This is a genomic window from Halomonas zincidurans B6 (genome assembly GCF_000731955.1).
GTDB lineage: Bacteria > Pseudomonadota > Gammaproteobacteria > Pseudomonadales > Halomonadaceae > Modicisalibacter > Modicisalibacter zincidurans.
This window is the reverse complement of record NZ_JNCK01000001.1, coordinates 2,585,553-2,605,026: the sequence shown is the minus strand read 5'-3', so window position 1 is coordinate 2,605,026 and position 19,474 is coordinate 2,585,553. Positions and strand designations below refer to the sequence as shown.

General features: G+C 62.9%; 16 protein-coding genes. 9 read left to right on the top strand and 7 right to left on the bottom strand.

What is annotated here, in order from left to right; all coding sequences use genetic code 11:
- The first annotated feature begins 112 nt into the window (after positions 1-112).
- Positions 113-328, top strand: a complete 216-nt coding sequence (locus HALZIN_RS18705; protein ID WP_031384485.1) for a 30S ribosomal protein THX — start codon at positions 113-115, stop codon at positions 326-328.
- Here HALZIN_RS18705 and HALZIN_RS0112180 read toward each other — a convergent pair.
- Positions 298-2,208 carry a transglycosylase SLT domain-containing protein gene (locus HALZIN_RS0112180; protein WP_150113113.1) on the bottom strand — a complete coding sequence of 637 codons (1,911 nt, stop codon included), beginning with the start codon at positions 2,206-2,208 and terminating at the stop codon, positions 298-300. The genes HALZIN_RS18705 and HALZIN_RS0112180 overlap by 31 nt on opposite strands.
- Before the next feature lie 209 nt (positions 2,209-2,417).
- On the opposite strand from HALZIN_RS0112180, the gene HALZIN_RS0112175 reads away from it, so the two are divergent.
- The 6 genes from HALZIN_RS0112175 to sixA all read left to right on the top strand — a co-directional run bounded on the left by HALZIN_RS0112175 (position 2,418) and on the right by sixA (position 9,998).
- The gene (locus HALZIN_RS0112175) at positions 2,418-2,759 is read left to right on the top strand and encodes a YkvA family protein (RefSeq protein ID WP_031384483.1); all 342 of its coding nucleotides are present in this window, start codon (positions 2,418-2,420) and stop codon (positions 2,757-2,759) included.
- 110 nt (positions 2,760-2,869) lie between these two features.
- Positions 2,870-4,768, top strand: a complete 1,899-nt coding sequence (htpG, locus tag HALZIN_RS0112170; RefSeq protein WP_031384482.1) for a molecular chaperone HtpG — start codon at positions 2,870-2,872, stop codon at positions 4,766-4,768.
- A gap of 527 nt (positions 4,769-5,295) precedes the next feature.
- Complete coding sequence (locus HALZIN_RS0112165; RefSeq protein WP_031384481.1) at positions 5,296-6,867, top strand: Re/Si-specific NAD(P)(+) transhydrogenase subunit alpha; 1,572 nt, start codon at positions 5,296-5,298, stop codon at positions 6,865-6,867.
- Positions 6,868-6,884: 17 nt separating this feature from the next.
- On the top strand, positions 6,885-8,327 hold the full coding sequence (locus HALZIN_RS0112160; RefSeq protein ID WP_031384480.1) for an NAD(P)(+) transhydrogenase (Re/Si-specific) subunit beta: 1,443 nt from the start codon (positions 6,885-6,887) through the stop codon (positions 8,325-8,327).
- A gap of 124 nt (positions 8,328-8,451) precedes the next feature.
- Positions 8,452-9,513: an NAD(P)H-dependent glycerol-3-phosphate dehydrogenase gene (locus tag HALZIN_RS0112155; protein WP_031384479.1), complete on the top strand. Its 1,062-nt coding sequence runs from the start codon at positions 8,452-8,454 to the stop codon at positions 9,511-9,513.
- A complete protein-coding gene (gene sixA, locus HALZIN_RS0112150) occupies positions 9,510-9,998 on the top strand; it encodes a phosphohistidine phosphatase SixA (protein WP_031384478.1) in 489 nt (162 codons plus the stop codon). Before HALZIN_RS0112155 ends, sixA begins: the two co-directional genes overlap by 4 nt.
- Positions 9,999-10,076: 78 nt before the next feature.
- Here the strand turns inward: sixA and HALZIN_RS0112145 are convergent, their stop codons facing one another.
- The 6 genes from HALZIN_RS0112145 to HALZIN_RS0112120 all read right to left on the bottom strand — a co-directional run bounded on the left by HALZIN_RS0112145 (position 10,077) and on the right by HALZIN_RS0112120 (position 16,595).
- Positions 10,077-11,459, bottom strand: a complete 1,383-nt coding sequence (locus HALZIN_RS0112145) for a sensor histidine kinase (protein WP_084173560.1) — start codon at positions 11,457-11,459, stop codon at positions 10,077-10,079.
- A complete protein-coding gene (locus tag HALZIN_RS0112140; RefSeq protein WP_031384476.1) occupies positions 11,435-12,100 on the bottom strand; it encodes a response regulator in 666 nt (221 codons plus the stop codon). Before HALZIN_RS0112140 ends, HALZIN_RS0112145 begins: the two co-directional genes overlap by 25 nt.
- Before the next feature lie 95 nt (positions 12,101-12,195).
- On the bottom strand, positions 12,196-13,029 hold the full coding sequence (locus tag HALZIN_RS0112135) for a COG4705 family protein (protein ID WP_236254988.1): 834 nt from the start codon (positions 13,027-13,029) through the stop codon (positions 12,196-12,198).
- A 252-nt stretch (positions 13,030-13,281) separates the two neighbouring features.
- Positions 13,282-13,614 carry a PepSY domain-containing protein gene (locus HALZIN_RS0112130; protein WP_031384474.1) on the bottom strand — a complete coding sequence of 111 codons (333 nt, stop codon included), beginning with the start codon at positions 13,612-13,614 and terminating at the stop codon, positions 13,282-13,284.
- A gap of 359 nt (positions 13,615-13,973) precedes the next feature.
- Positions 13,974-16,025 (bottom strand): bifunctional DedA family/phosphatase PAP2 family protein, encoded by a 2,052-nt coding sequence (locus tag HALZIN_RS0112125; protein ID WP_051907501.1) that lies wholly within the window; start codon positions 16,023-16,025, stop codon positions 13,974-13,976.
- A 30-nt stretch (positions 16,026-16,055) separates the two neighbouring features.
- Positions 16,056-16,595: a phosphatase PAP2 family protein gene (locus HALZIN_RS0112120; RefSeq protein ID WP_031384472.1), complete on the bottom strand. Its 540-nt coding sequence runs from the start codon at positions 16,593-16,595 to the stop codon at positions 16,056-16,058.
- Between the two features lie 868 nt (positions 16,596-17,463).
- Here HALZIN_RS0112120 and kdgD point away from each other — a divergent pair.
- Positions 17,464-18,381, top strand: a complete 918-nt coding sequence (gene kdgD, locus HALZIN_RS0112110) for a 5-dehydro-4-deoxyglucarate dehydratase (protein ID WP_031384471.1) — start codon at positions 17,464-17,466, stop codon at positions 18,379-18,381.
- Between the two features lie 33 nt (positions 18,382-18,414).
- Complete coding sequence (locus tag HALZIN_RS0112105) at positions 18,415-19,419, top strand: TRAP transporter substrate-binding protein (protein WP_031384470.1); 1,005 nt, start codon at positions 18,415-18,417, stop codon at positions 19,417-19,419.
- Positions 19,420-19,474: the final 55 nt, after the last annotated feature.

The following is a 19,474-nucleotide window of genomic DNA, read 5'->3' as shown; positions in this document are numbered from 1 at the left end:
GGTATATGTGAGGATTCCGAGCACCGCACAACGCAGCGATTTGCTCGCGCAGGCATTTATGCAGTGTTTCCTAAGGGTGGTTCGACACTTCAGCGGTAGAAGGAGGTGACAGATGGCCAAAGGCGATATTCGCAGCCGGCGTGGCAAGGTCGCCAACGGCTCGCATGGTCGGCGGCGGCCGAGCGATCAGCGCCAGGCCGAGCGCTACAAGCAGCGCGGTTACTTGCCCCCCCCCGTTTTTTGTCGGGCCTGTGCCGAGCCGCGATCCGGGCTCGGCACAGGCCTTTCCCTCGAGCGTCAATTGCGGGCCAGCAACGACGCATCGTAGCGATTCTGGCGCTCGCTGTCGTCGAGCATGGCAATGCCTGTCGTCTCCCCATCGTTGGCCAGGCTGGCGAAGATCACCCGGTAGGCGAGCACCGCCTGTACATAGTCGCGTGTCTCGCGGTAGGGAATGCTCTCGACGAACAGGTCGAACTCGCGCGGGGCCTCGCGCAGCCAGCGATCGACCCGGCCGGGGCCGGCGTTGTAAGCCGCTACGGCAGCCAGGCGGTTGCCACTGTAGCGATCGATCATTTCGCGGATATAGCGACTGCCCAGGCGAATGTTGCTTTCGGGCTGGTAAAGCTCCTCGGGGGTGGGGGTCTTAAAGCCGTAGCGATCGCTGACGTCCTCGGCGGTCCCCGGCATCAGCTGCATCAAGCCACGCGCACCCACCGGCGAGCGTGCTTGGGGATTGAACGCGCTCTCGCGACGCGCAATGCCCATCAACAAAAACGGATCGACGTCGGCGCGCTCGCCCCACTCGCGAAAACTGGCCCGGTAGGCCGGCGGGAAGCGCCAATCGAGCGCGTCCCACTGCTGGGCGAGAATGGTGGTCTGGACTACCAGTGCGTACCAACCGCGGCGCAGGGCGTAGTCGGCCAGCGCACGGGCCTCCTCGTCGCTGGCCTGCTGCGAGGCGTAGTACCATTCGCTGCGCGCCAGCCCCGGCTCGTCGATGCGCATCAGCGCTGCGGTGCGCTGGACTGCCGGCCAATCGTCGACCGTCTGACGATAGGCGTCGTTGAATGCGGCGCGGTCACGGTTGAGCGCGTAGGGCTGGCCGAGCCGATCGGCGGCGGCGAAGCCGTAGAAGCTGCGTTGATCGGCGGCGGCGGCGAAGGCCTTCCTGGCCGTCTGCTCATCGCCGAGCTCATCCAGCGCGCGGCCCAGCCAGTATTGCCAGCGGGCATCCTGGCGCGGGTCGTCGGGCATCGCATGAACCCAGTCGATGACGCCGCGCCAATCGCGCTCGGCCAGCGCGCGGCGTACCCGCAATTCGAGCAGATCGCCGTCGGCCAGCCGGGTCAGGTTGGCGTCCACCCAGGCGCGATTGTTGTCGATCTCGCGGACCATCGAATAGAACGCCAGGTCCCTTGCGATGCGCTGACGCCGGGCGTCGCTGAGCGACAGCTGCGGGGCGATCTTGCGCCAGGCTTCGAGCGCGGCTTCGGTATCGGCGCGGGTGAACTGGGCCATGGCTGCCGTGAACAGCGCCGCGGCGGCGCCGTCGGGGCCGACATCGCGGGGCACCCGGGTGATGGCCGAATAATCCTTGCGCAGCCGCTCGAGGGCTTGCTTGGCGCCGCTCCAGCCGGCCGGCAGCTCGCCTTCCAGGTAGTCCATCAACCCGGTCTCGCCGGCTTCCCAGGCCAGCATCAGGCGCTGCCAGATCGCCTGTCCGCCGATCTCGCCGCGCGCGCGCAGCGTGTCGAACAACACATTGCATTCACTGGGCTGGGAGCGCCCGGTCAGCCACAGTTCGCGCCCGCCTGCGGCCGCCGCCGCCGGGTCTCGGTCGAGCAGGGCGGTATAGTAGTAGCATTGGCGGATCGTGCCGCGGGGTTCACCATCGCTGATCGCCAGCAGATCGCTGAAGCGCCCTGCCTGCCCATACTCGATTTCGGCGACGCCGCGCAGCCAGTCGCTGAGCGGCGAGTCGGCATAACGCGTCAGATAGGCGTTGACGGTCGCCGGGTCGAGGTCGGGCAGCCGTCCCCGCAGCCGGTGATATTCGACGTACCCGGCCAATACGTGATCGTCGATGGCGGCTTGATCGATACGGTTCCACTGTTGGTTGCGGGCGGCTTCCAGCGCGTTGCGCATGGCACGATCGGCGGCCTCGTCGGCGAGGGCCGGTAGGCTCAGTACTGGTAGGCTCAGCATCGGTAGGCTCAGTAATAGTGCGCTGATCAGCGCGAGCCCACGGCGGGGAACTCGAATGGGCATCGGCGACTCCTAGTGCATGCTTGCCTAGCGGATAGGGACTGCCTCATCCTCGCCGATAGCGCTGCACTTGAGTAGTGTTGTTTGGTATCCATGTACAAGTGTTCAGCGTTCTTGGCGGGTATTACACGACACGGGGAGAGAGCGAAATGGCGGGATTCAAGGCCTGGAATATCGCCGCGCGACTCAAAAGACGCGGCGGCGCGCTGGCGCAGATGGCGCGGGCGATGCGGCTGTTCGTCCCGATGTGCGGCGATGTCCTGAAAGGACGCTATCGCCCGGTGCCCTGGTCGGCGATCGGCTGGATGGCGCTGGCGGTGATCTATCTGGTTTCACCGCTCGATCTGATCCCCGATGTGCTGCTGCTGGTCGGGGTCCTCGACGACGTGGTGATCGTCGGCTGGTTGTTGACCCGCGTGGACGCGGCACTGGCCGATTATCGGCGCTGGAAGGGCATCGACATGCCGGTACGACGCCCGCCGCCGCGCTGAGCTTGTCGCGCTTTGCGCCGGCAAACGCTTGAAATGCCTGCCCGGGGCCCCATATCGGTGACGGAACCGTCGTTCAAGACCATGAGTTCAACACCATGAGGGGCCGCTAAATGACCACCGCCACCCATGAAGAGACCCTTGGCTTCCAGACCGAAGTCAAGCAGCTACTTCATTTGATGATCCACTCCCTGTACTCCAACCGGGAGATTTTCCTGCGCGAGCTGATTTCCAATGCCGCCGATGCCGGCGACAAGCTGCGTTACCAGGCGTTGGACAACGACGCGCTCTACGAGGGCGACAGCGACCTGCGCATCGAGATCGAGCACGACGCCGAGGCCAACACCGTGACGGTGCGCGACAACGGCATCGGCATGACCCGCGAGGACGTCATCGCCAACCTCGGTACCATCGCCAAGAGCGGCACCGCCGAGTTCCTCAAGCAGCTTTCCGGCGAACAGCAGAAGGACGCCAAGCTGATCGGCCAGTTCGGCGTGGGCTTCTATTCGGCGTTCATCGTCGCCGACGAAGTCACCGTGCGCACCCGGCGCGCGGGCAGCGATGCCGGCGTCGAATGGCGCTCGCGCGGCGAGGGCGAGTTCACCGTTGCCGATATCGACATGAACGCGCACGGCACCGAGATTACCCTGCATCTCAAGGACGACGCCAAGGAGTTCGCCGACGATTACCGGCTGCGTGCCCTGGTGCGCAAGTATTCCGACCACATCGATGTGCCGGTGCGCATGCCCAGGACCGAGACCGCCACCGACGATGACGGCAACGAGGTCGAGGGCAGCGAGGTGGTTACCTGGGAGACCGTCAACGAGGCCCAGGCGCTGTGGGTGCGGCCCAAGAGCGAGGTCAGCGACGACGAGTACCAGGCGTTCTACAAGCACATCTCGCACGATTTCAGCGATCCGCTGACCTGGAGCCACAACAAGGTCGAGGGCAAGCTCGAATATACCAGCCTGCTCTACGTGCCCGAGCGGGCGCCGTTCGATCTCTACGAGCGCGACGGCGCGCGGGGCGTGCGTCTGTATGTGCAGCGCGTGTTCATCATGGACGATGCCGAGCAGTTCCTGCCGCTCTACCTGCGCTTCATCAAGGGCGTGGTGGACACCAAGGACCTGTCGCTCAACGTCTCCCGCGAACTGCTGCAGAAGGACCCGCAGGTCGACAAGATGAAGTCGGCGTTGACCAAGCGCGCGCTGGACATGCTCAAGAAGCTGGCCAAGGACAACGACGCCTACCAGCGCTTCTGGAACACCTTCGGCGCGGTGCTCAAGGAAGGCCCGGCGGAAGACTTCGCCAACCGCGACAAGATCGCCGAACTGCTGCGCTTCTCGACTACCCACACCGATAGCGCGACCCAGGATCAGTCGCTGGCCGACTACGTGTCGCGCATGAAGGAAGGCCAGCAGAAGATCTACTATATCGTCGCCGACAGCTTCAACGCGGCCAAGTCGAGCCCGCACCTGGAGATCTTCCGCAAGAAGGGCGTCGAGGTGGTGCTGCTCCACGACCGCATCGACGAGTGGCTGGTCAGCCATCTCACCGAATACGACGGCAAGAGTCTGGCCGACGTCGCCAAGGGCAATCTCGATCTCGGCGAGATCGAGGGCGAGGAGGAGAAGCAGGCCCAGGAGGAAACCGCCAAGGCCAAGGAGGATCTGGTCAAGCGTGTGCAGGCGGCGCTCGGCGAGCATGTCCAGGAAGTCCGTGTGACTCATCGGCTGACCGATTCGCCGGCCTGCGTGGTGCTCTCCGAGAACGACATGGGCTTCCAGATGCGGCGCATCATGGAAGCGGCCGGCCAGCCGCTGCCCGAGGTCAAGCCGATTCTCGAGCTCAACCCCGATCATCCGCTGATCAGCCGTCTGGAAAGCGTCGACGACGCCTCGTTCGGCGATCTGGCGCGGATCCTGCTCGATCAGGCGATCATCGCCGAAGGCGGGCATCTCGACGATCCGGCGGCCTACGTCAAGCGGCTCAACGCCATGCTGACTGCCTGAGCGATCGATTTGAGCCATGCCGCCCCGGCCTGCCGTTCTGGCAGGCCGGGTTTTTCATGTCCGGAGCTTGCGAATGGCGGAAAAATCTCAGATTTCGACGATCACTTTATGCTCGATGGTGGGTGAGGACGTCACTCGCTGTAGCGCTTCATTCGCGGCGGGCCGGTAAGAATAACGAATTGCTTATGGCATTTATAACTCAAAGACACGGTTTGATTTTTTCCGAAAATACTATTTAAATCACTGGCTTATAACTTTGTCGTTGCATAAGCGGCACGTTATGGCGTGCATAAGTGCATGATTATAATTAGCTTTTTATAACAATTTATTGATCTTTACAGGGCTTTGCGAAGAGACTGATAGTCAGGCTGCGATAACGAGCTGACCGCTTGCCGTTTTCCCGTGTCTTTTATGTCACCGAAATCGTTTGGGAATACCGGGCCGATACAAGGAGCGAGGCGAATGTGGACTGAACGTACGAATGTAGCCATGAACCATCATCAGCGCCGCCAGGCGGGAGGTCTGTCGTGAAGATCGGAGCACCCAAGGAATGCGCCGCGGGCGAGGCGCGAGTCGCGCTGACCCCGGAGAGCGCGCAGCATATCCAGAAGCTGGGGCACGAATGCCTGATCGAGTCCGGAGCCGGCGTGGCGGCGGGTTTCAACGACGATGCCTACCGCGACGCGGGGGTCAGTGTGGTGGATGGCGCCGAGGCGCTGTGGCGCGAGGCCGAGATCGTCATCAAGGTGCGCGAGCCCTCCGAGGAGGAGGCCGACCGCCTGCGCCAGGGCCAGACGCTGATCGCGTTCTTCTGGCCGGCCCAGAACGAGGCGATGCTCGAGCGCTGCCGCGCCAAGGGCGCCAGCGTGATTGCCATGGACATGGTGCCGCGCATCTCGCGGGCGCAGAAGATGGATGCCCTGTCGAGTACCGCCAACATCGCCGGCTATCGCGCGGTGATCGAGGCGGGCAACCAATTCGGGCGGTTCTTTACCGGTCAGGTGACCGCTGCCGGCAAGGTGCCGCCGGCCAAGGTGCTGATCGTCGGCGCCGGGGTGGCCGGGCTCGCCGCCATCGGCACCGCCACCAGCCTCGGCGCGGTGGTGCGCGCCTTCGACGTGCGCCCCGAAGTGGCCGAGCAGATCGAGTCGATGGGCGCCGAATTTCTGTATCTCGATTTCGACGAGAGTCAGGAGGGTTCCGAAAGCGGCGGCTACGCGGCGCCGTCGAGCCCCGAGTTCCGCGAGAAGCAGCTGGCGCTGTTCCGCGAGCAGGCCTCCGAGGTGGACATCGTCATCACCACTGCGCTGATTCCCGGCAAGCCCGCGCCCAAGCTGTGGCTCGAGGATATGGTCAAGGCCATGAAGCCCGGCTCGGTGATCGTCGATCTGGCCGCCGAGAAGGGCGGCAACTGCGATCTGACCGTGCCCGATGAGCGCATCGTCACCGACAACGGCGTGATCGTCGTCGGCTATACCGACTTCCCGTCGCGCATGGCCACCCAGGCCTCGCTGCTGTACGCCACCAACGTCCGCCACATGCTCACCGATCTCACGCCGGAAAAGGACGGCAAGGTCGTTCACGACATGGAAGACGATGTCATTCGCGGCGCCACGGTGGCCCACCAGGGGGAAATCACCTTTCCGCCGCCGCCGCCCAAGGTCAAGGCGATCGGCGCGTCCAAGCCCAAACCCAGGGAGAAGGAGCCGACGCCGGAGGAAAGGAAGGCCGCCGAGCACGCCGCCTTCAAGGCGCAGACCACGCGCCAGCTGGGGCTGCTCGTGGTGGGCGGTGCCGTGATGCTGTTGCTCGGTCAGGTTGCACCGGCCTCGTTCATGCAGCATTTCATCGTCTTCGCGCTGGCCTGCTTCGTCGGTTTCCAGGTGATCTGGAACGTCAGCCATTCGCTGCATACCCCGCTGATGGCGGTAACCAATGCCATTTCCGGCATCGTCATCCTCGGCGCGGTGCTGCAGCTCGGTTCCGGCAACTGGCTGGTCGGCCTGCTCGCCGGGATCTCGGTGCTGGTCGCGTCCATCAATATCGTGGGTGGCTTCCTGGTGACACGCCGGATGCTGGCCATGTTCCAGAAATCCTAAAGCCGCGGGGGCACACAATGTTGGGTAATGAATTCGTTTCGGCCGCGGCAATTGCGGCAAGTGTACTGTTCATCCTCTCGCTGGGCGGGTTGAGCAATCAGGAAAAGGCCAAGCGGGCCGTATGGTACGGCATCGTCGGCATGGCCGTGGCGGTGTTGTTCACCATGTTCGGGCCGGGGGTGGGCGGTTACTGGCTGATGATTCCGATGATGATCATCGGCGCGATCATCGGTACCGTGGTGGCCAAGCGGGTGGAGATGACGCAGATGCCGCAGCTGGTCGCGGCGCTGCACTCGTTTGTCGGGCTGGCGGCGGTGTTCGTCGGCTGGAATGCCGACCTGGAGCGTACCCGGGTACTGGCTCTGCGCGCCGCGGGCGAGTCGCTGGACGGCCTGTCGGCCTTCGCCGCCACGCTGGCCTCCAAGACGCCGGCCGAGTTGACCTTCCTGCAGATCGAAGTGGTGCTGGGGGTGTTCATCGGCGCGGTGACCTTCACCGGCTCGATCATCGCTTTCGGCAAGCTGGCCGGCAAGATCGACGGCAAGGCGCGTCAGTACCCGGGCGGGCACTGGCTGAATGCCGGCGCGGCGCTGCTGTGCCTGCTGCTGGCGATCGCCTACCTCAACGGTGCCGGCTTCTGGACGCTGCTGCTGCTGGCGCTGCTGGCGTTCTTCATCGGCTGGCACCTGATCATGGGCATCGGCGGCGCCGACATGCCGGTGGTGGTGTCGATGCTCAACAGCTATTCCGGCTGGGCGGCGGCGGCGATCGGTTTCACCCTGTCCAATGACCTGCTGATCGTCACCGGCGCGTTGGTCGGCTCTTCCGGTGCGATCCTCTCCTACATCATGTGCAAGGCGATGAACCGCAACTTCGTCAACGTGATCCTGGGGGGCTTCGGCGGCAGCCAGGGCCCGGTCGCCGAGATCGAGGGCGAGCAGGTGGCCATCGACACCAATGGGGTGGCCAGCGCCTTGAACGACGCCGACAGCGTGATCATCGTGCCGGGCTACGGCATGGCAGTGGCCCAGGCGCAGAATGCCGTCAGCGAGCTGGTGCGCAAGCTGCGCAGCGCCGGCAAGCAGGTGCGCTTCGGCATTCACCCGGTGGCGGGGCGTCTGCCCGGGCACATGAACGTGCTGCTCGCCGAGGCCAGGGTGCCCTACGATATCGTCATGGAGATGGACGAGATCAATGACGACTTCGCTGAGACCGACGTGGTGATCGTCATCGGCTCCAACGACATCGTCAATCCGGCCGCCCAGGAAGATCCCAACAGCCCCATCGCCGGCATGCCGGTATTGCGGGTCTGGGAGGCCAAGCAGGTGTTCGTCTGCAAGCGCGGCCAGGGAACCGGCTACTCGGGCATCGAGAATCCGCTGTTCTTCAAGGACAACACCCGGATGCTCTACGGCGATGCCAAGTCCAGCATCGACACTCTGGTGCCGCTGATCGAGTGAGTGCTACCCGGACGGTCGCCGCTGGCCGGCCGCCCGGGGCTGCTTCGTCCATCGTTGCATACAACGCCCCGAACGGGGTGTTTTTGGTTACACTGGGGCGTCTTTCACCGTCAATGGATGGACCATGAGCGACCCGCGACTTCAGGTGGCCGTGCTGGGCGGCGGCAGTTTCGGCACGGCCTTGGCGAGCATCGCCGCCGACAACGGTGCCGCCGTGAATCAGTGGCTGCGCGACGACGACCAGGTGGCGGCGATCAATCGCGACCATCGCAACCGGCGTTATCTTGCCGATTTCGCCATCAACCCAAGGGTTGTCGCCTCGAGCGATCTGCGCGCGGTGATCGAAGGCGCGAGCCTGGTGTTCGTGGCGATCCCCTCCCAGGCGTTTCTCAGTGTGATCCGCCAGGCCAACCGCTGGCTGCAGCCCGGGCAGATACTCGTCAGCACTACCAAGGGTATCCAGGCCGACGGCTTCAAGCTGATGAGCCAGATCCTCGAGGAGGAGACCGACTCGCCGCATATCGGCGTGCTTTCCGGCCCCAACCTGGCCTCGGAGATCGCTCAGAAGCAACTGACCGCGACGGTTATCGCCAGCGACGATGCGCTGACCCGGGCCAGGGTCCAGAATGCGCTGGGCTGCGATTACTTTCGCGTCTATGCCAGCAACGACCGCTACGGCGTCGAGCTTGGCGGCGCGCTCAAGAACATCTACGCCATCGCCGCCGGCATGGCCGCGGCGCTGGGCATGGGCGAGAACACCCGCAGCATGCTGATGACCCGGGCGCTCGCCGAGATGAGCCGCTTCGCCGTCGCGCTGGGTGCCAACCCGATGACCTTCCTCGGCCTGGCCGGCGTCGGCGATTTGATCGTGACCTGTTCGTCGAACCTGTCGCGCAACTACCGGGTGGGCCAGGCGCTCGGCGAGGGCCGGACCCTCGACGAGGCAATCGAGGCGCTGGGGCAGGTGGCCGAGGGCGTCAACACGGTGAGCCTGGTGCGCGGCAAGGCCCACGAGGAGGGCATCTACATGCCGCTTTGCGAAGGGCTCTATCAGGTCCTGTTCAACGGCGTTCCGGCTCGCGACATGGCCAGGCTGCTGATGCAGGGCGAGCAGAGCAGCGACGTGGAGTTCACCCTGGCGCGCGAGGAGGTCGTGCAGGCCAAGCGGCGCGAGGAGGGCTCATGAGCCAGTCGCTATGGGTCATGCGCCACGGCCAGGCGGCCAACGGTCGGCCTGACGAGCAGCGCGAGCTTACCGCGCAGGGCCGTGAAGAGGTCGCGCTCATGGCGGATTGGCTGGCACGCTCGCTGACTCCGGCTCAGGCCAGCGAGCTGCGTATCGCGGCGAGTCCATACGTGCGCGCTCAGCAGACGGCGAACATCGTCGCCGAGCGGCTCGGCAAGCGCGTCGAGACGCTGGAGCTGATCACCCCGGACGATTCGGTGGAGGCGGTGATCGACTGGCTGCAAGCCGAGGCCGAAAGGACCGCTTGGCTGCTGGTCAGCCATATGCCGCTGGTGGGCAGCCTGACCGCTCGTCTGGTGGAGCGCGACCCTCGCAGTCAACTGCCGATGCCCACCGCAGCCATTGCCGTGCTCGAAGCCGACATCTGGGCGGCGGGCTGTGCCGAGCTGCGCGGGTTTCGTCATCCCGCCGACTTCGCTGGATAGCTTGGCTGATTCCTACCGGCGAGTCTCCTGTGTGTCAACCAGGCACTGATTCCGTTGCGCGACCAGGCTGATGGGGCATTACGACCTACTCGGCATAACATCGGACGCCCCGGATTCGCTCGCAGGCAAAATGACGGTGACCCGCAAGCCAAAAGGCGGTTCGGGGTAGGCATTGTCGAGTGAAATGCGCGCGCCGAGTCTGTCTGCTATGGACTTGACGATGGCCAGACCAAGCCCCGAACCGTTGGCGGACTGCCCCAGTACCCGGTAGAACGGATCAAACACCCGCTGGCGCTCAGCCGGGTCAATGCCCGGTCCGGTATCCGCAATCACCAGCTCGATCCCTTCATTCTGCTCCCGGGCACTGATATCGACCCGGCCCTGCGCGGGGGTGTAATTCAGGGCATTGCCGATCAGGTTGGTCAGCAGAATCTGGACATCGGCATTTCCAGCCGCCACCCAAAGCGGCACGCCGTCGACGGATGTAACCAGGCCGAAATCGATCTGACGGGACTCGGCCAGCGGTATCATGTCTTCGATGATGGTTTGCAGCGCTGCGCCAAGCGAAGTCTTTTGCGGGTGCTCAGTGCGGGTTTCCTGCAAGCGGGTGAAGGTGAGTAGTTGATCGAGCAGATTGCGAGTGCGCCGGATGCCCCCGCGCAAGATTGCCACTCGCTCCCGGCCTGCTGGACCCAGAGGGGTCGCGGACAGACGTTCAGCCTGAAGAGACAGGGCCGTCAAGGGTGTGCGCAATTCATGGGCCGCATCGGCAATAAAACGTCTCTGGAGCGCGACCGATTGAGCCACCCGATCCAGAAGCCGGTTGATGGCGACAACGAAGGGCTCGATTTCCGGAGGCAGATCAGGTTCGTCCAGCGCCCGCAGAGTCTGATCCTGGCTTTGGTCAAGTCGATGGGCCATCGCGGTCAGGGGACGAAATATCTTACGAATGATATCTCCCGTCAGCAATACCAAAATGGGCACCAGAATCAGAAAGGGTAATAGGGTCCTGAATGCACCGCCCCTGGCAATTTCGTCGCGGACTGCGGTTCTCTGGCCAACGGCCAATCGTACGCCGGTGTCCAGTGTGGTAACGAAAATCCGGTAGGAATTATTTTCCAGGGTAAGGGTCTGTACGCCCTCGGGAAGTGTCTCGGGCAGAGCCGGTTTATCCCGATGGAGTGGTGAGCCGGAATTGAGGCTTTGAACAAACACATAGTCTTCCCATTCTTCATCCGTGCTTGGGCGGTGGTTGGGATCCGTGACAATGAGATCCGGGTAACGATCAAACATGGCCGCAGTTTGTCTGAGGAAGTTATCCTGCAGTTCGTTGGCCTCATTCAGCGCAGAGAAGAACGAGAATGTACCGGCAACAGCCGCCACTGCCACGATCGTTCCCGAGAGCCACGCTGACAGCCGAAATTGCAATGTTCGCTTCACGGGTTCTTCGGGATCGTCCATCCCGCACCTCGGACGTTTCTGATGGTGTCAGCGCCCAGCTTCTTCCGTACCGAATGAATCAGGAATTCAACCGCGTTGCTCTCGACTTCCTCGCCCCAGCCGTACAGGCGGTCCTCCAGAGCACTTCTCGAGAGGATTGCTCCCGGGCGCAACAATAAAGCCTGCAATAGTGAAAACTCGCGGTTCGAAAGGCGAACCGCTTCGACCCCCGGAACCTGTGCCTCTCGGGTGGCGGGGTTAAGCGAGACATGGCCATTGCTCAATACCGGCTCGGCCTGACCATTGCTGCGCCGGAACAGGGCGCGCATTCTGGCCGTCAGCTCCGCCAGATCAAATGGCTTGAGCATATAATCGTCTGCACCTTCATCCAGCCCCGTTACCCGATCTTCCAGCCGGTCACGAGCGGTAATGATCATGACCGGGACGGTCAGCCGGGCGGCGCGAATGGCACGGAGTACCTCAATACCGTCGCGGCCCGGCAAGCCCAGGTCGAGCAGCACCATATCATAGTGGTCGGTCGTGACGGCGCTTATGGCATGTCTGCCATCCTGTACCCAGTCAACCGCATACGCCGCCTCCTTAAGGGTTTCAACGACTGCCTCGCCAATCATGCTGTCGTCCTCAACGACCAGTATCCGCATCGTTCATCCTGTCCGTGCCGGCGAAACCATGTCGTCGTTCCGCATCTGAATTGACATGTCGTTACCATGCCATAGATTCGAGGTCCAAGGCTGTTTCAGTCTGTGCTTCCCACGATTGGCGTAGTGGACCTTTTTCGGGTTACGGTCAGATAGCCGACCAGTACCACGATAGTTACCAGGAAGAGTTCGCTGGTACCCGTGGCTCCGAGGCCAAGACCACCCTCGGCCGTTGGCTTGGTCAGCATATCTGCCAGAGAGGCACCCAGAGGGCGGGTCAGCACGTAGGCAATCCAGAATGTCAGTATGGCATTGGCCCCAAACGTGTAGTAAGCGAGTGCCGTCACTGCAATCAGACCACCAAACAGGAACAGTGAAAGCTGGTAGCCGGCGCCCATGCCCTCGGAGACAAGATCGCCTGCAGCAGTGCCGAGTGCAAAGGTAAACAGGATAGCTGCCCAGTAAAACAGTTCTCGGCGCCGGGTGAAGATGGAGTGAATCGACAAGGTATGCTCGACCCGATACCAGATTGCAAATGTGATGATAAGCGCCACACTGAAAACGGCCGAGGAAACCGTCAGCGGCACGCCGAATTGATCCGTCATGATGTCGGTGATCAGCGTTCCAAAAACGCTGATAAGCAGCACTGTCGTCCAGTAAAGCCAGGGGATATAGCTTCGCGCCTTGATCTGGGCAAGCAGAGTTGCGAAGAAAATGGTCCCCATGACCAGGGAAGTGCCGACCAGGCCGAAGCCCATATCGACCGCCAGAAAATCGGCCCCCGTTTCGCCGACGGTCGTGGACATCATCTTGATGATCCAGAACAGCAGGGTGATCTCAGGGACCTTGCTCATCAGGGACGGGAACGGTGATTCATGCTCGGGCTGACCGACGGTTGTCGAGCGGGAGTTGGTGTCGGGTTTGGCAGACATAGCGTTAAGCTCCGTTTGTTGAAGGCATCCGTGTGATTTTGAATTGACTGTGTCACCCAGCCGCGGCTGAACGGCAGATCGAAAAACCGTGGATGCGTGGATGAAGTGGGCCAGTGCAACGGCTGACTTGGCATCGCGGTAGGGGACAAGGCGGCAAGCCCGGGCCTGAGCCCGGAGAATGCCGCCATTGCCGCTTACAGCAGAGCCGGCTGACAACCGGGTGTATGCGGTATCAGCCAGGCAGTGCGCCGATCAGTCAATTTCGTCGTTTTGGTCGTCGTGATCGGCGACGTCTTTGACTGACGAGATCAGTTGCCCGGTTTCAGCATCCACCCGGACGTCCCAGGTCTGGTCGCCTTTGACTACCTCCACATCAAAGGCCGGACCCTGTTTGGTCTGCTCGTACTCGGCGTGGGTCGCCTTGCCGCCGCTATTATCCGTGGCAACCTTCACGGCCTGGGTCAGGGGAATGGCGGCCTGGCTGATGCTGCTGGCATCATTGCCTGATATCTCCTTCGCCTGAGCGGCGACCGCTGGGCCGGCGAGAATAAAGCTGATGAGGATAAGTTTTGGATATTTGGACATGATATCTGTACCTCGTGAGTTGAAGGACTGCACGATGCACGTTACCGGTGAACACTTAGCTGGGACTGAGGAAACGGATAAAATCCGAATTGTAGCGCGTCAATCTGGAACCCTTCCTTGTCTGGTCTGCAAGGTGCGTCATTCGATTTCGTGTCGCTGGTGTCGCATGTGGCCGCCGCTGCTCAAGCGCTGGGCCTGTCCCGACGGCCGGTGTATGTCCTGATAGCCACGTACCCGGCGGCGCGATTCCAAGCTCTGCGCACGCGGCCTGAGACGGGTCCCTTGGCACGTGGCTCATCGACCAGGGTGCAAGACCATGACCACGCGCGTCGCCAGGTAGACGGCGCCGGCCCAGGTCTTCAGTTGCTACTACATGGCGGCACGAGGCTCGCAGGGGTGGCAAGCAGCAACGGCGCGTCGGCGGACGGGGTCAGAAGACGGATAGCCGCGTCCGGTGCCTGCAGAGCCTGCTTCAACAGGGCCGGGGTATCGGTGACGCCGGAGACGTCGCGTTCCAGGGCCAGCAGGCCGAGCAGGTCGCGGCGCTGCTGGACTCTCAGCGAGCCGCTCCACAGTGGTTGGGGCGAGGCTTGGCAGGTATCGCTCAGGGTGAATTCCGTGGGCCAGACGTGCAGGACCAGGCGGCGGCCCGGCTGTCCGGTGATCGGGCGTGTGGCGCGCAGGGCGGAGGGCTGGCCATTGTTGAGACGCGGCAGCGTCGGCAGGCCCGCGACCGCATGGCCGGGGCTCAGCCAGTGCAGGGTACTGACCGGCGTCCAGGGCACATCGACCTGCCAGCCGGCGTCACTCAGGCGTTGACGCAGGCTAGCCAGTGGCCCCGCCCATTGCAGGACCATGCGCTCCTCGCCCTCGCCACCCAGGTCGATGCGACGCGCCGGCAACTGCTGATAGGCTGTCTGCGACCAGTCCTGCCAAGCCAGTTGCTGAAGCGTGGGTTGGGGCGCGTAGCGCTCACGATCGGTGGCTAGCTGCTGATTGATGTTATACGGCCAGACCACGGCCACGGTCAGTAGCACCACGAGCGACAGTCCGCGTGTCTCCCGGAGCGGCGCGTGGCGACGCTGGTGGCTGATCGCCAGGAGGATCACCCAGACGGTGCCGATGGCGATGCCGGCGCTGACGTCGGCCAGCCAGTGAGCGCCCAGATATAGGCGCGAGACGGAGATCAAGATCACCGTCAGGGCTGCGGCACTGACCACCCAGACGCGCCGGCGGGCGGGCAGGGCCCGAGCGACGAGATAGGCCAGGAAGCCGTACAGCACGGTGTTGATGGTGGCGTGACCGCTGGGAAAAGAGAAGGCCTCCCAGCCGCTGTAGAGCCCGGCGGTGGGACGCGGCCAGTGGACCAGCGCCTTGATCAGCGGTGTGAACAGCGCCGCGCCACCCACCGCGGCCAGCCAGTAGAGTGCGCTGGACCAGGCACGGCGCGCCAGCAACCAGGCGGCGACCGTCACGGAGAGGCTGGTGGTCACGAAGCTGTCGCCGAACTCGGTGATTGCCAACATCAGGGTGTCGCCCCAGTGGGTGCGCAGTGCCTGGAAGGCATGGAAGATTGCCTGGTTAGCTTGCACCAGCTGGTCACCGGTGAGTAGATCTTCGAGGATGCCCAGGAACAGCCACAGGCAGCCGAGCAGCACCGCGATGGCAGTGACCAGCATCAACCCCTCGCCCCGCACGGTGGCCAGCAGACGTGCCACGCCGCGCTGCGGGGCCGACGCCTGCGGCGCGCACCAGTGTTCCAGACGCGTCATGCCGGTCTGCAGCGCCTGAAGCCCGTGGGTCAGCAGTACGCGGCGGGTCAGCCAGATGACGATCCAGACCAGCAGCGCCACCAGCACCAACAGCACCACCAGGCGCCCTGCGATCTGAGCGACCACGTGGAGCGACTCGCCGAGTAGCACCCCGGTCAGCACATGGGTGGTGGCCCAGATGATCCCCGAGGCGATATTGACGACATAGAACCGCCCCGGCGGCATGCCGCTCATGCCCGCTGCCAGCGGCACGAAGGCGCGCGGCCCCTGAACGAAGCGCGCCAGGAACACGCCCTTGCCACCATGACGTTGAAAGAACACCTCGGCCCGCGCCACCCATTGCGGGTAACGGCTCAGCGGCCAGATACCGGTAATGCGTGACTCGTAGCGGTATCCGAGCCAGAAGGAGATGCCGTCGCCGGCGATTGCCCCCGCCAGCGCGGCGAGGATCAATGGTACGGTGCCCAGCGCCCCGCTGCTGACCAGGGCGCTGATGCCGACGATCAGCATCGAGCCCGGGACCAGGGTGCCGGCAACCGGTAGTGCCTCCGCCATGGCGGACAGGCCCACGATGGCATAGGCGATGGCACTGTGCTGCGAAGCCAGTTGCGTGATGTCGGTGACGAGGGTTTCCAGCATCGGATAGCGGCTCCGGCCAGGGGTTCGGGATTATAGCAAGCGTACCAGGCGGCGATTCAGCCAGCCCTCGCGTGTATAGAAACCTCTGATCACCAGCGCCGCCAGACAGCCCGTGGCCATACCGCCGAGGATATCGCTCGGATAGTGGGTGCCGACATAGACGCGCGAGATCATCACCAGCAGAGCGACCAGGGCGAAGGTACCGCCTGCGCGCAAGCGGCGTTGTAGCAGGAAGGTCGCCGCGATGGCGGTGACGGCGGTGGCATGGTCGGAAGGAAACGATGGATCGGCGCTCGGCGCGATAAGCAGATGCGACAGGCCCTCGGTATAAGGACGGGGGCGTTGCACGATCAGCTGGTTGAGCGCCAGCCCGCCGAGAAATGCCAGACCCGCCGAGGCCGCCAGGTGACGCGCCCGGTCACGCTGCGAGCGGGCCCACCACAGCGGCACCACGGCCAGCACCATCAGCGGCACGCCGAACTGGGTGAGGGCGATCATCAAGGTATCGAACGCGGGAAACTGGCCGGCCAAGCCGTTGATGGCATGCAGCAGGGCTATATCGGGTGACACGGTGACTCCGGAGAGGGAAGGATAGATATTGTCGCGTCCCCGTCACGCTATCGCGACGCCCATGCCGCCGGGCTGGAGGGAAGCATCGCTTTTCGCGACAGCACGGCGGCCGAGCCAGCGCTACAGCCACGCCTTGGCACGTTTTTCCAAACGCTTGCCCAGCTGGCGCATGGCGGTGTGGCGGCGTAGACGGGTGAGCAGGAACATGACAAGGCCTCTCCGGGAATCGGGGAGTGGCGACTATGGAGATAAAGTCTTAACGAAATCTTAGAGCCTGTTGACGTTTCGTCGCGGCCGCGACGAAACGTCAACAGGCCCTAATCTGGAACGCCAAACAATGGGCGCGAACGATCAAGCGGGATGTACATGCAGTCTGGTTAGCCGCGCGCGATTCGCGCACACCGTGGATAGCTCGGGCGCTTGCGCTGGTTGTTGCAGCCTATGCCGTCTCACCCATCGTGGGGATCGTCACCAGGTTCAACCGCAAGAGCGTGATTGTGCTGACCGAGGACGGCACCAAACAATACAAGGTCTCGCCGGAGTTATTGAAGCCTCTCCGTGAGATGGTTAACCACGTCGTGGAATGAACGTTTACCTTACGCCGGAGATACAGATCACTGAAGAGAGTGACCGCCAGCAAGAAGCTTTACAACGCTGGATCAGAGTCTTTGTGAGTGAAGCGGATTATAGACTTTTGTTCGTTAGACCATGGTCGCTGTTGCCATGCCTTTCCCAACTGCCTACCTTTGGAACTTGTATGATGTATGACAAGCAGGTGGCAAAGCCAAGTTCGATCACAGAGCCGTTGCTGTCCATTTACCCGCTTTGTCAATCAAAAGCCTTCGGGGCTCGAGCAAGAGGAACGAACGTGAGTTTTTCAAGAGACGATGTCGTGAAAGCGGTCGGCGATGGCCTGCTTTCGTTCCCCATCACCGACTTCGACGCCAGCGGCGCCTTCGATGCCGAGGGCTATCGCAAGCGCCTCGAGTGGTTCGTCAGTCATGACATCTCCGCCGTATTCGTGGCCGGCGGGACCGGCGAGTTCTTCAACCTGACGCTGGACGAGTACCGCGCGATCGTTTCCCAGGCCGTCGAGGCGGTGGGCGGCAAGCTGCCGGTCATCGCCAGCGCCGGGCTGAGCGTTGGCGCCGGCCAGGCCTACGCCAAGGCCGCCGAAGAAGCGGGCGCCGACGGTATCCTGCTGATGCCGCCATACCTCACCGAATGCCCGCAGGACGGCCTGGTGGAGTACGCCCGCCAGATCTGCGATTCGACGTCGATCAACGTCATCTACTACAACCGCGGCAACGGCATTCTCGAGGCCGACGCCGTGCAAAAGCTCGCCGATGCCTGCCCCAATCTGATCGGCCTGAAGGACGGCAAGGGTGACATCCAGGCGCTCAACAAGATCGTCAAGACGGTCGGCGATCGCCTGGTTTACGTGGGCGGCGTGCCCACCGCCGAGATCTTCGCCGAGGCGTATCTGTCCATCGGCGTCAACACCTACTCCTCGGCGGTATTCAACTTCGTGCCGGAAATGGCGGTGAAGTTCTACCGGGAGCTCAGGAAAGGCAATAAGGAGGTGGTTCGAGACATTACCCAGAAGTTCTTCATTCCCTTCATCGAACTTCGCGATAACAAGAAGGGCTATGCAGTAAGCCTGATCAAGGCGGGCGCCGACATCATCGGCAAGCCTGCCGGAAACGTACGCTCTCCGCTTGTCATGCCGAGCCTGGACGAGCGTCAGCAACTCGAAAGATTGGTTGAAACAGCCCATCAGCTATAACGACAAAACCAGCGATACAACAGGAGTCATATCATGCAAACAAGTAAGCGCTTTAGTGTAGCCGGTTGCCTGCAAGTCACCGCGATTGCGGGTGCACTGACCGCCATGGCCATGCCGGTCCAGGCCGAGCAGTGGCGGGGCTGGAACATCCAGCCACCGGGCTACCCGAATACCGTAGCGCTGGAAGGTTTCGCCAAGGAGGTCGCCGAGAAGACCGAGGGTCGTGTCGAGCCCAAGGTTTATAACAGCGGGGTTCTGGGCAACCAGCCGGACGCCATCGAGCAGACTCGCAGCGGCGCGCTGGACTTTGCCAACTTCAACATGGGCCCGATGGGGCCGATCGTGCCGGCCACCAACGTGCTATCGCTGCCGTTCATCTTCAATAGCGTTGAAGACATGTACAAGGTCATGGACGGTGAAATAGGCGACCGCTTCGCCGATGCGCTCGCCGAAAAGAACCTCATCGCCCTGTCCTGGTTCGGCTCCGGCGCGCGCAGTCTTTACAACACCGCTCGTCCGGTGGAAACGCCCGAGGACGTCCAAGGGCTCAAGGTCCGCGTGATGAACAACGACTTGTACGTGGAGATGATCGATAACCTGGGCGGCAATGCGACACCCATGGCCTACAGTGACGTCTATCAGGCGCTCAAGACCGGGGTTATCGACGGCGCCGAGAACAATTATCCCTCTTACGAGTCTAGTGGCCACTACGAAATTGCCCAGTACTATTCACTGACCGAGCATCTGATCCTGCCGGAGTGTCTGTGTATCGCCAAGTCCAGTTGGGAAGATCTCAGCGAAGAAGATCAGCAGATCGTTCGTCAGGCTGCAGAGAACGCCGCCAAGAAACAGCGGCAACTCTGGGCCGAGGGCTCCAAGGCTAGCCGCGAGAAAATTGTCAGCGCTGGCGTGGAGGTCAACGAAGTGACCGACAAAGCGGCATTCCAGGAAAAGATGCAGCCCATCTACGCCGAGTTCGTCAAGCAGAACCCGCAACTCGAGTCGCTGGTCACCGATATCCAGGCCGCGCAGCAGTAATCGTATCAATCCATGAACTCCCCCGGGCCGGTATCGACCCGGGGGGGCTTGAAAG

What these genes read in the sequence shown, in the direction of transcription:
- HALZIN_RS18705 (WP_031384485.1), top strand. Translation starts at nt 113, where the DNA reads ATGGCCAAAGGCGATATTCGCAGCCGGCGTGGCAAGGTCGCCAACGGC.
- HALZIN_RS0112180 (WP_150113113.1), bottom strand. Translation starts at nt 2,208, where the DNA reads ATGCTGAGCCTACCAGTACTGAGCCTACCGGCCCTCGCCGACGAGGCC.
- HALZIN_RS0112175 (WP_031384483.1), top strand. Translation starts at nt 2,418, where the DNA reads ATGGCGGGATTCAAGGCCTGGAATATCGCCGCGCGACTCAAAAGACGC.
- htpG (WP_031384482.1), top strand. Translation starts at nt 2,870, where the DNA reads ATGACCACCGCCACCCATGAAGAGACCCTTGGCTTCCAGACCGAAGTC.
- HALZIN_RS0112160 (WP_031384480.1), top strand. Translation starts at nt 6,885, where the DNA reads ATGTTGGGTAATGAATTCGTTTCGGCCGCGGCAATTGCGGCAAGTGTA.
- HALZIN_RS0112155 (WP_031384479.1), top strand. Translation starts at nt 8,452, where the DNA reads ATGAGCGACCCGCGACTTCAGGTGGCCGTGCTGGGCGGCGGCAGTTTC.
- sixA (WP_031384478.1), top strand. Translation starts at nt 9,510, where the DNA reads ATGAGCCAGTCGCTATGGGTCATGCGCCACGGCCAGGCGGCCAACGGT.
- HALZIN_RS0112145 (WP_084173560.1), bottom strand. Translation starts at nt 11,459, where the DNA reads ATGGACGATCCCGAAGAACCCGTGAAGCGAACATTGCAATTTCGGCTG.
- HALZIN_RS0112140 (WP_031384476.1), bottom strand. Translation starts at nt 12,100, where the DNA reads ATGCGGATACTGGTCGTTGAGGACGACAGCATGATTGGCGAGGCAGTC.
- HALZIN_RS0112135 (WP_236254988.1), bottom strand. Translation starts at nt 13,029, where the DNA reads ATGTCTGCCAAACCCGACACCAACTCCCGCTCGACAACCGTCGGTCAG.
- HALZIN_RS0112130 (WP_031384474.1), bottom strand. Translation starts at nt 13,614, where the DNA reads ATGTCCAAATATCCAAAACTTATCCTCATCAGCTTTATTCTCGCCGGC.
- HALZIN_RS0112125 (WP_051907501.1), bottom strand. Translation starts at nt 16,025, where the DNA reads ATGCTGGAAACCCTCGTCACCGACATCACGCAACTGGCTTCGCAGCAC.
- HALZIN_RS0112105 (WP_031384470.1), top strand. Translation starts at nt 18,415, where the DNA reads ATGCAAACAAGTAAGCGCTTTAGTGTAGCCGGTTGCCTGCAAGTCACC.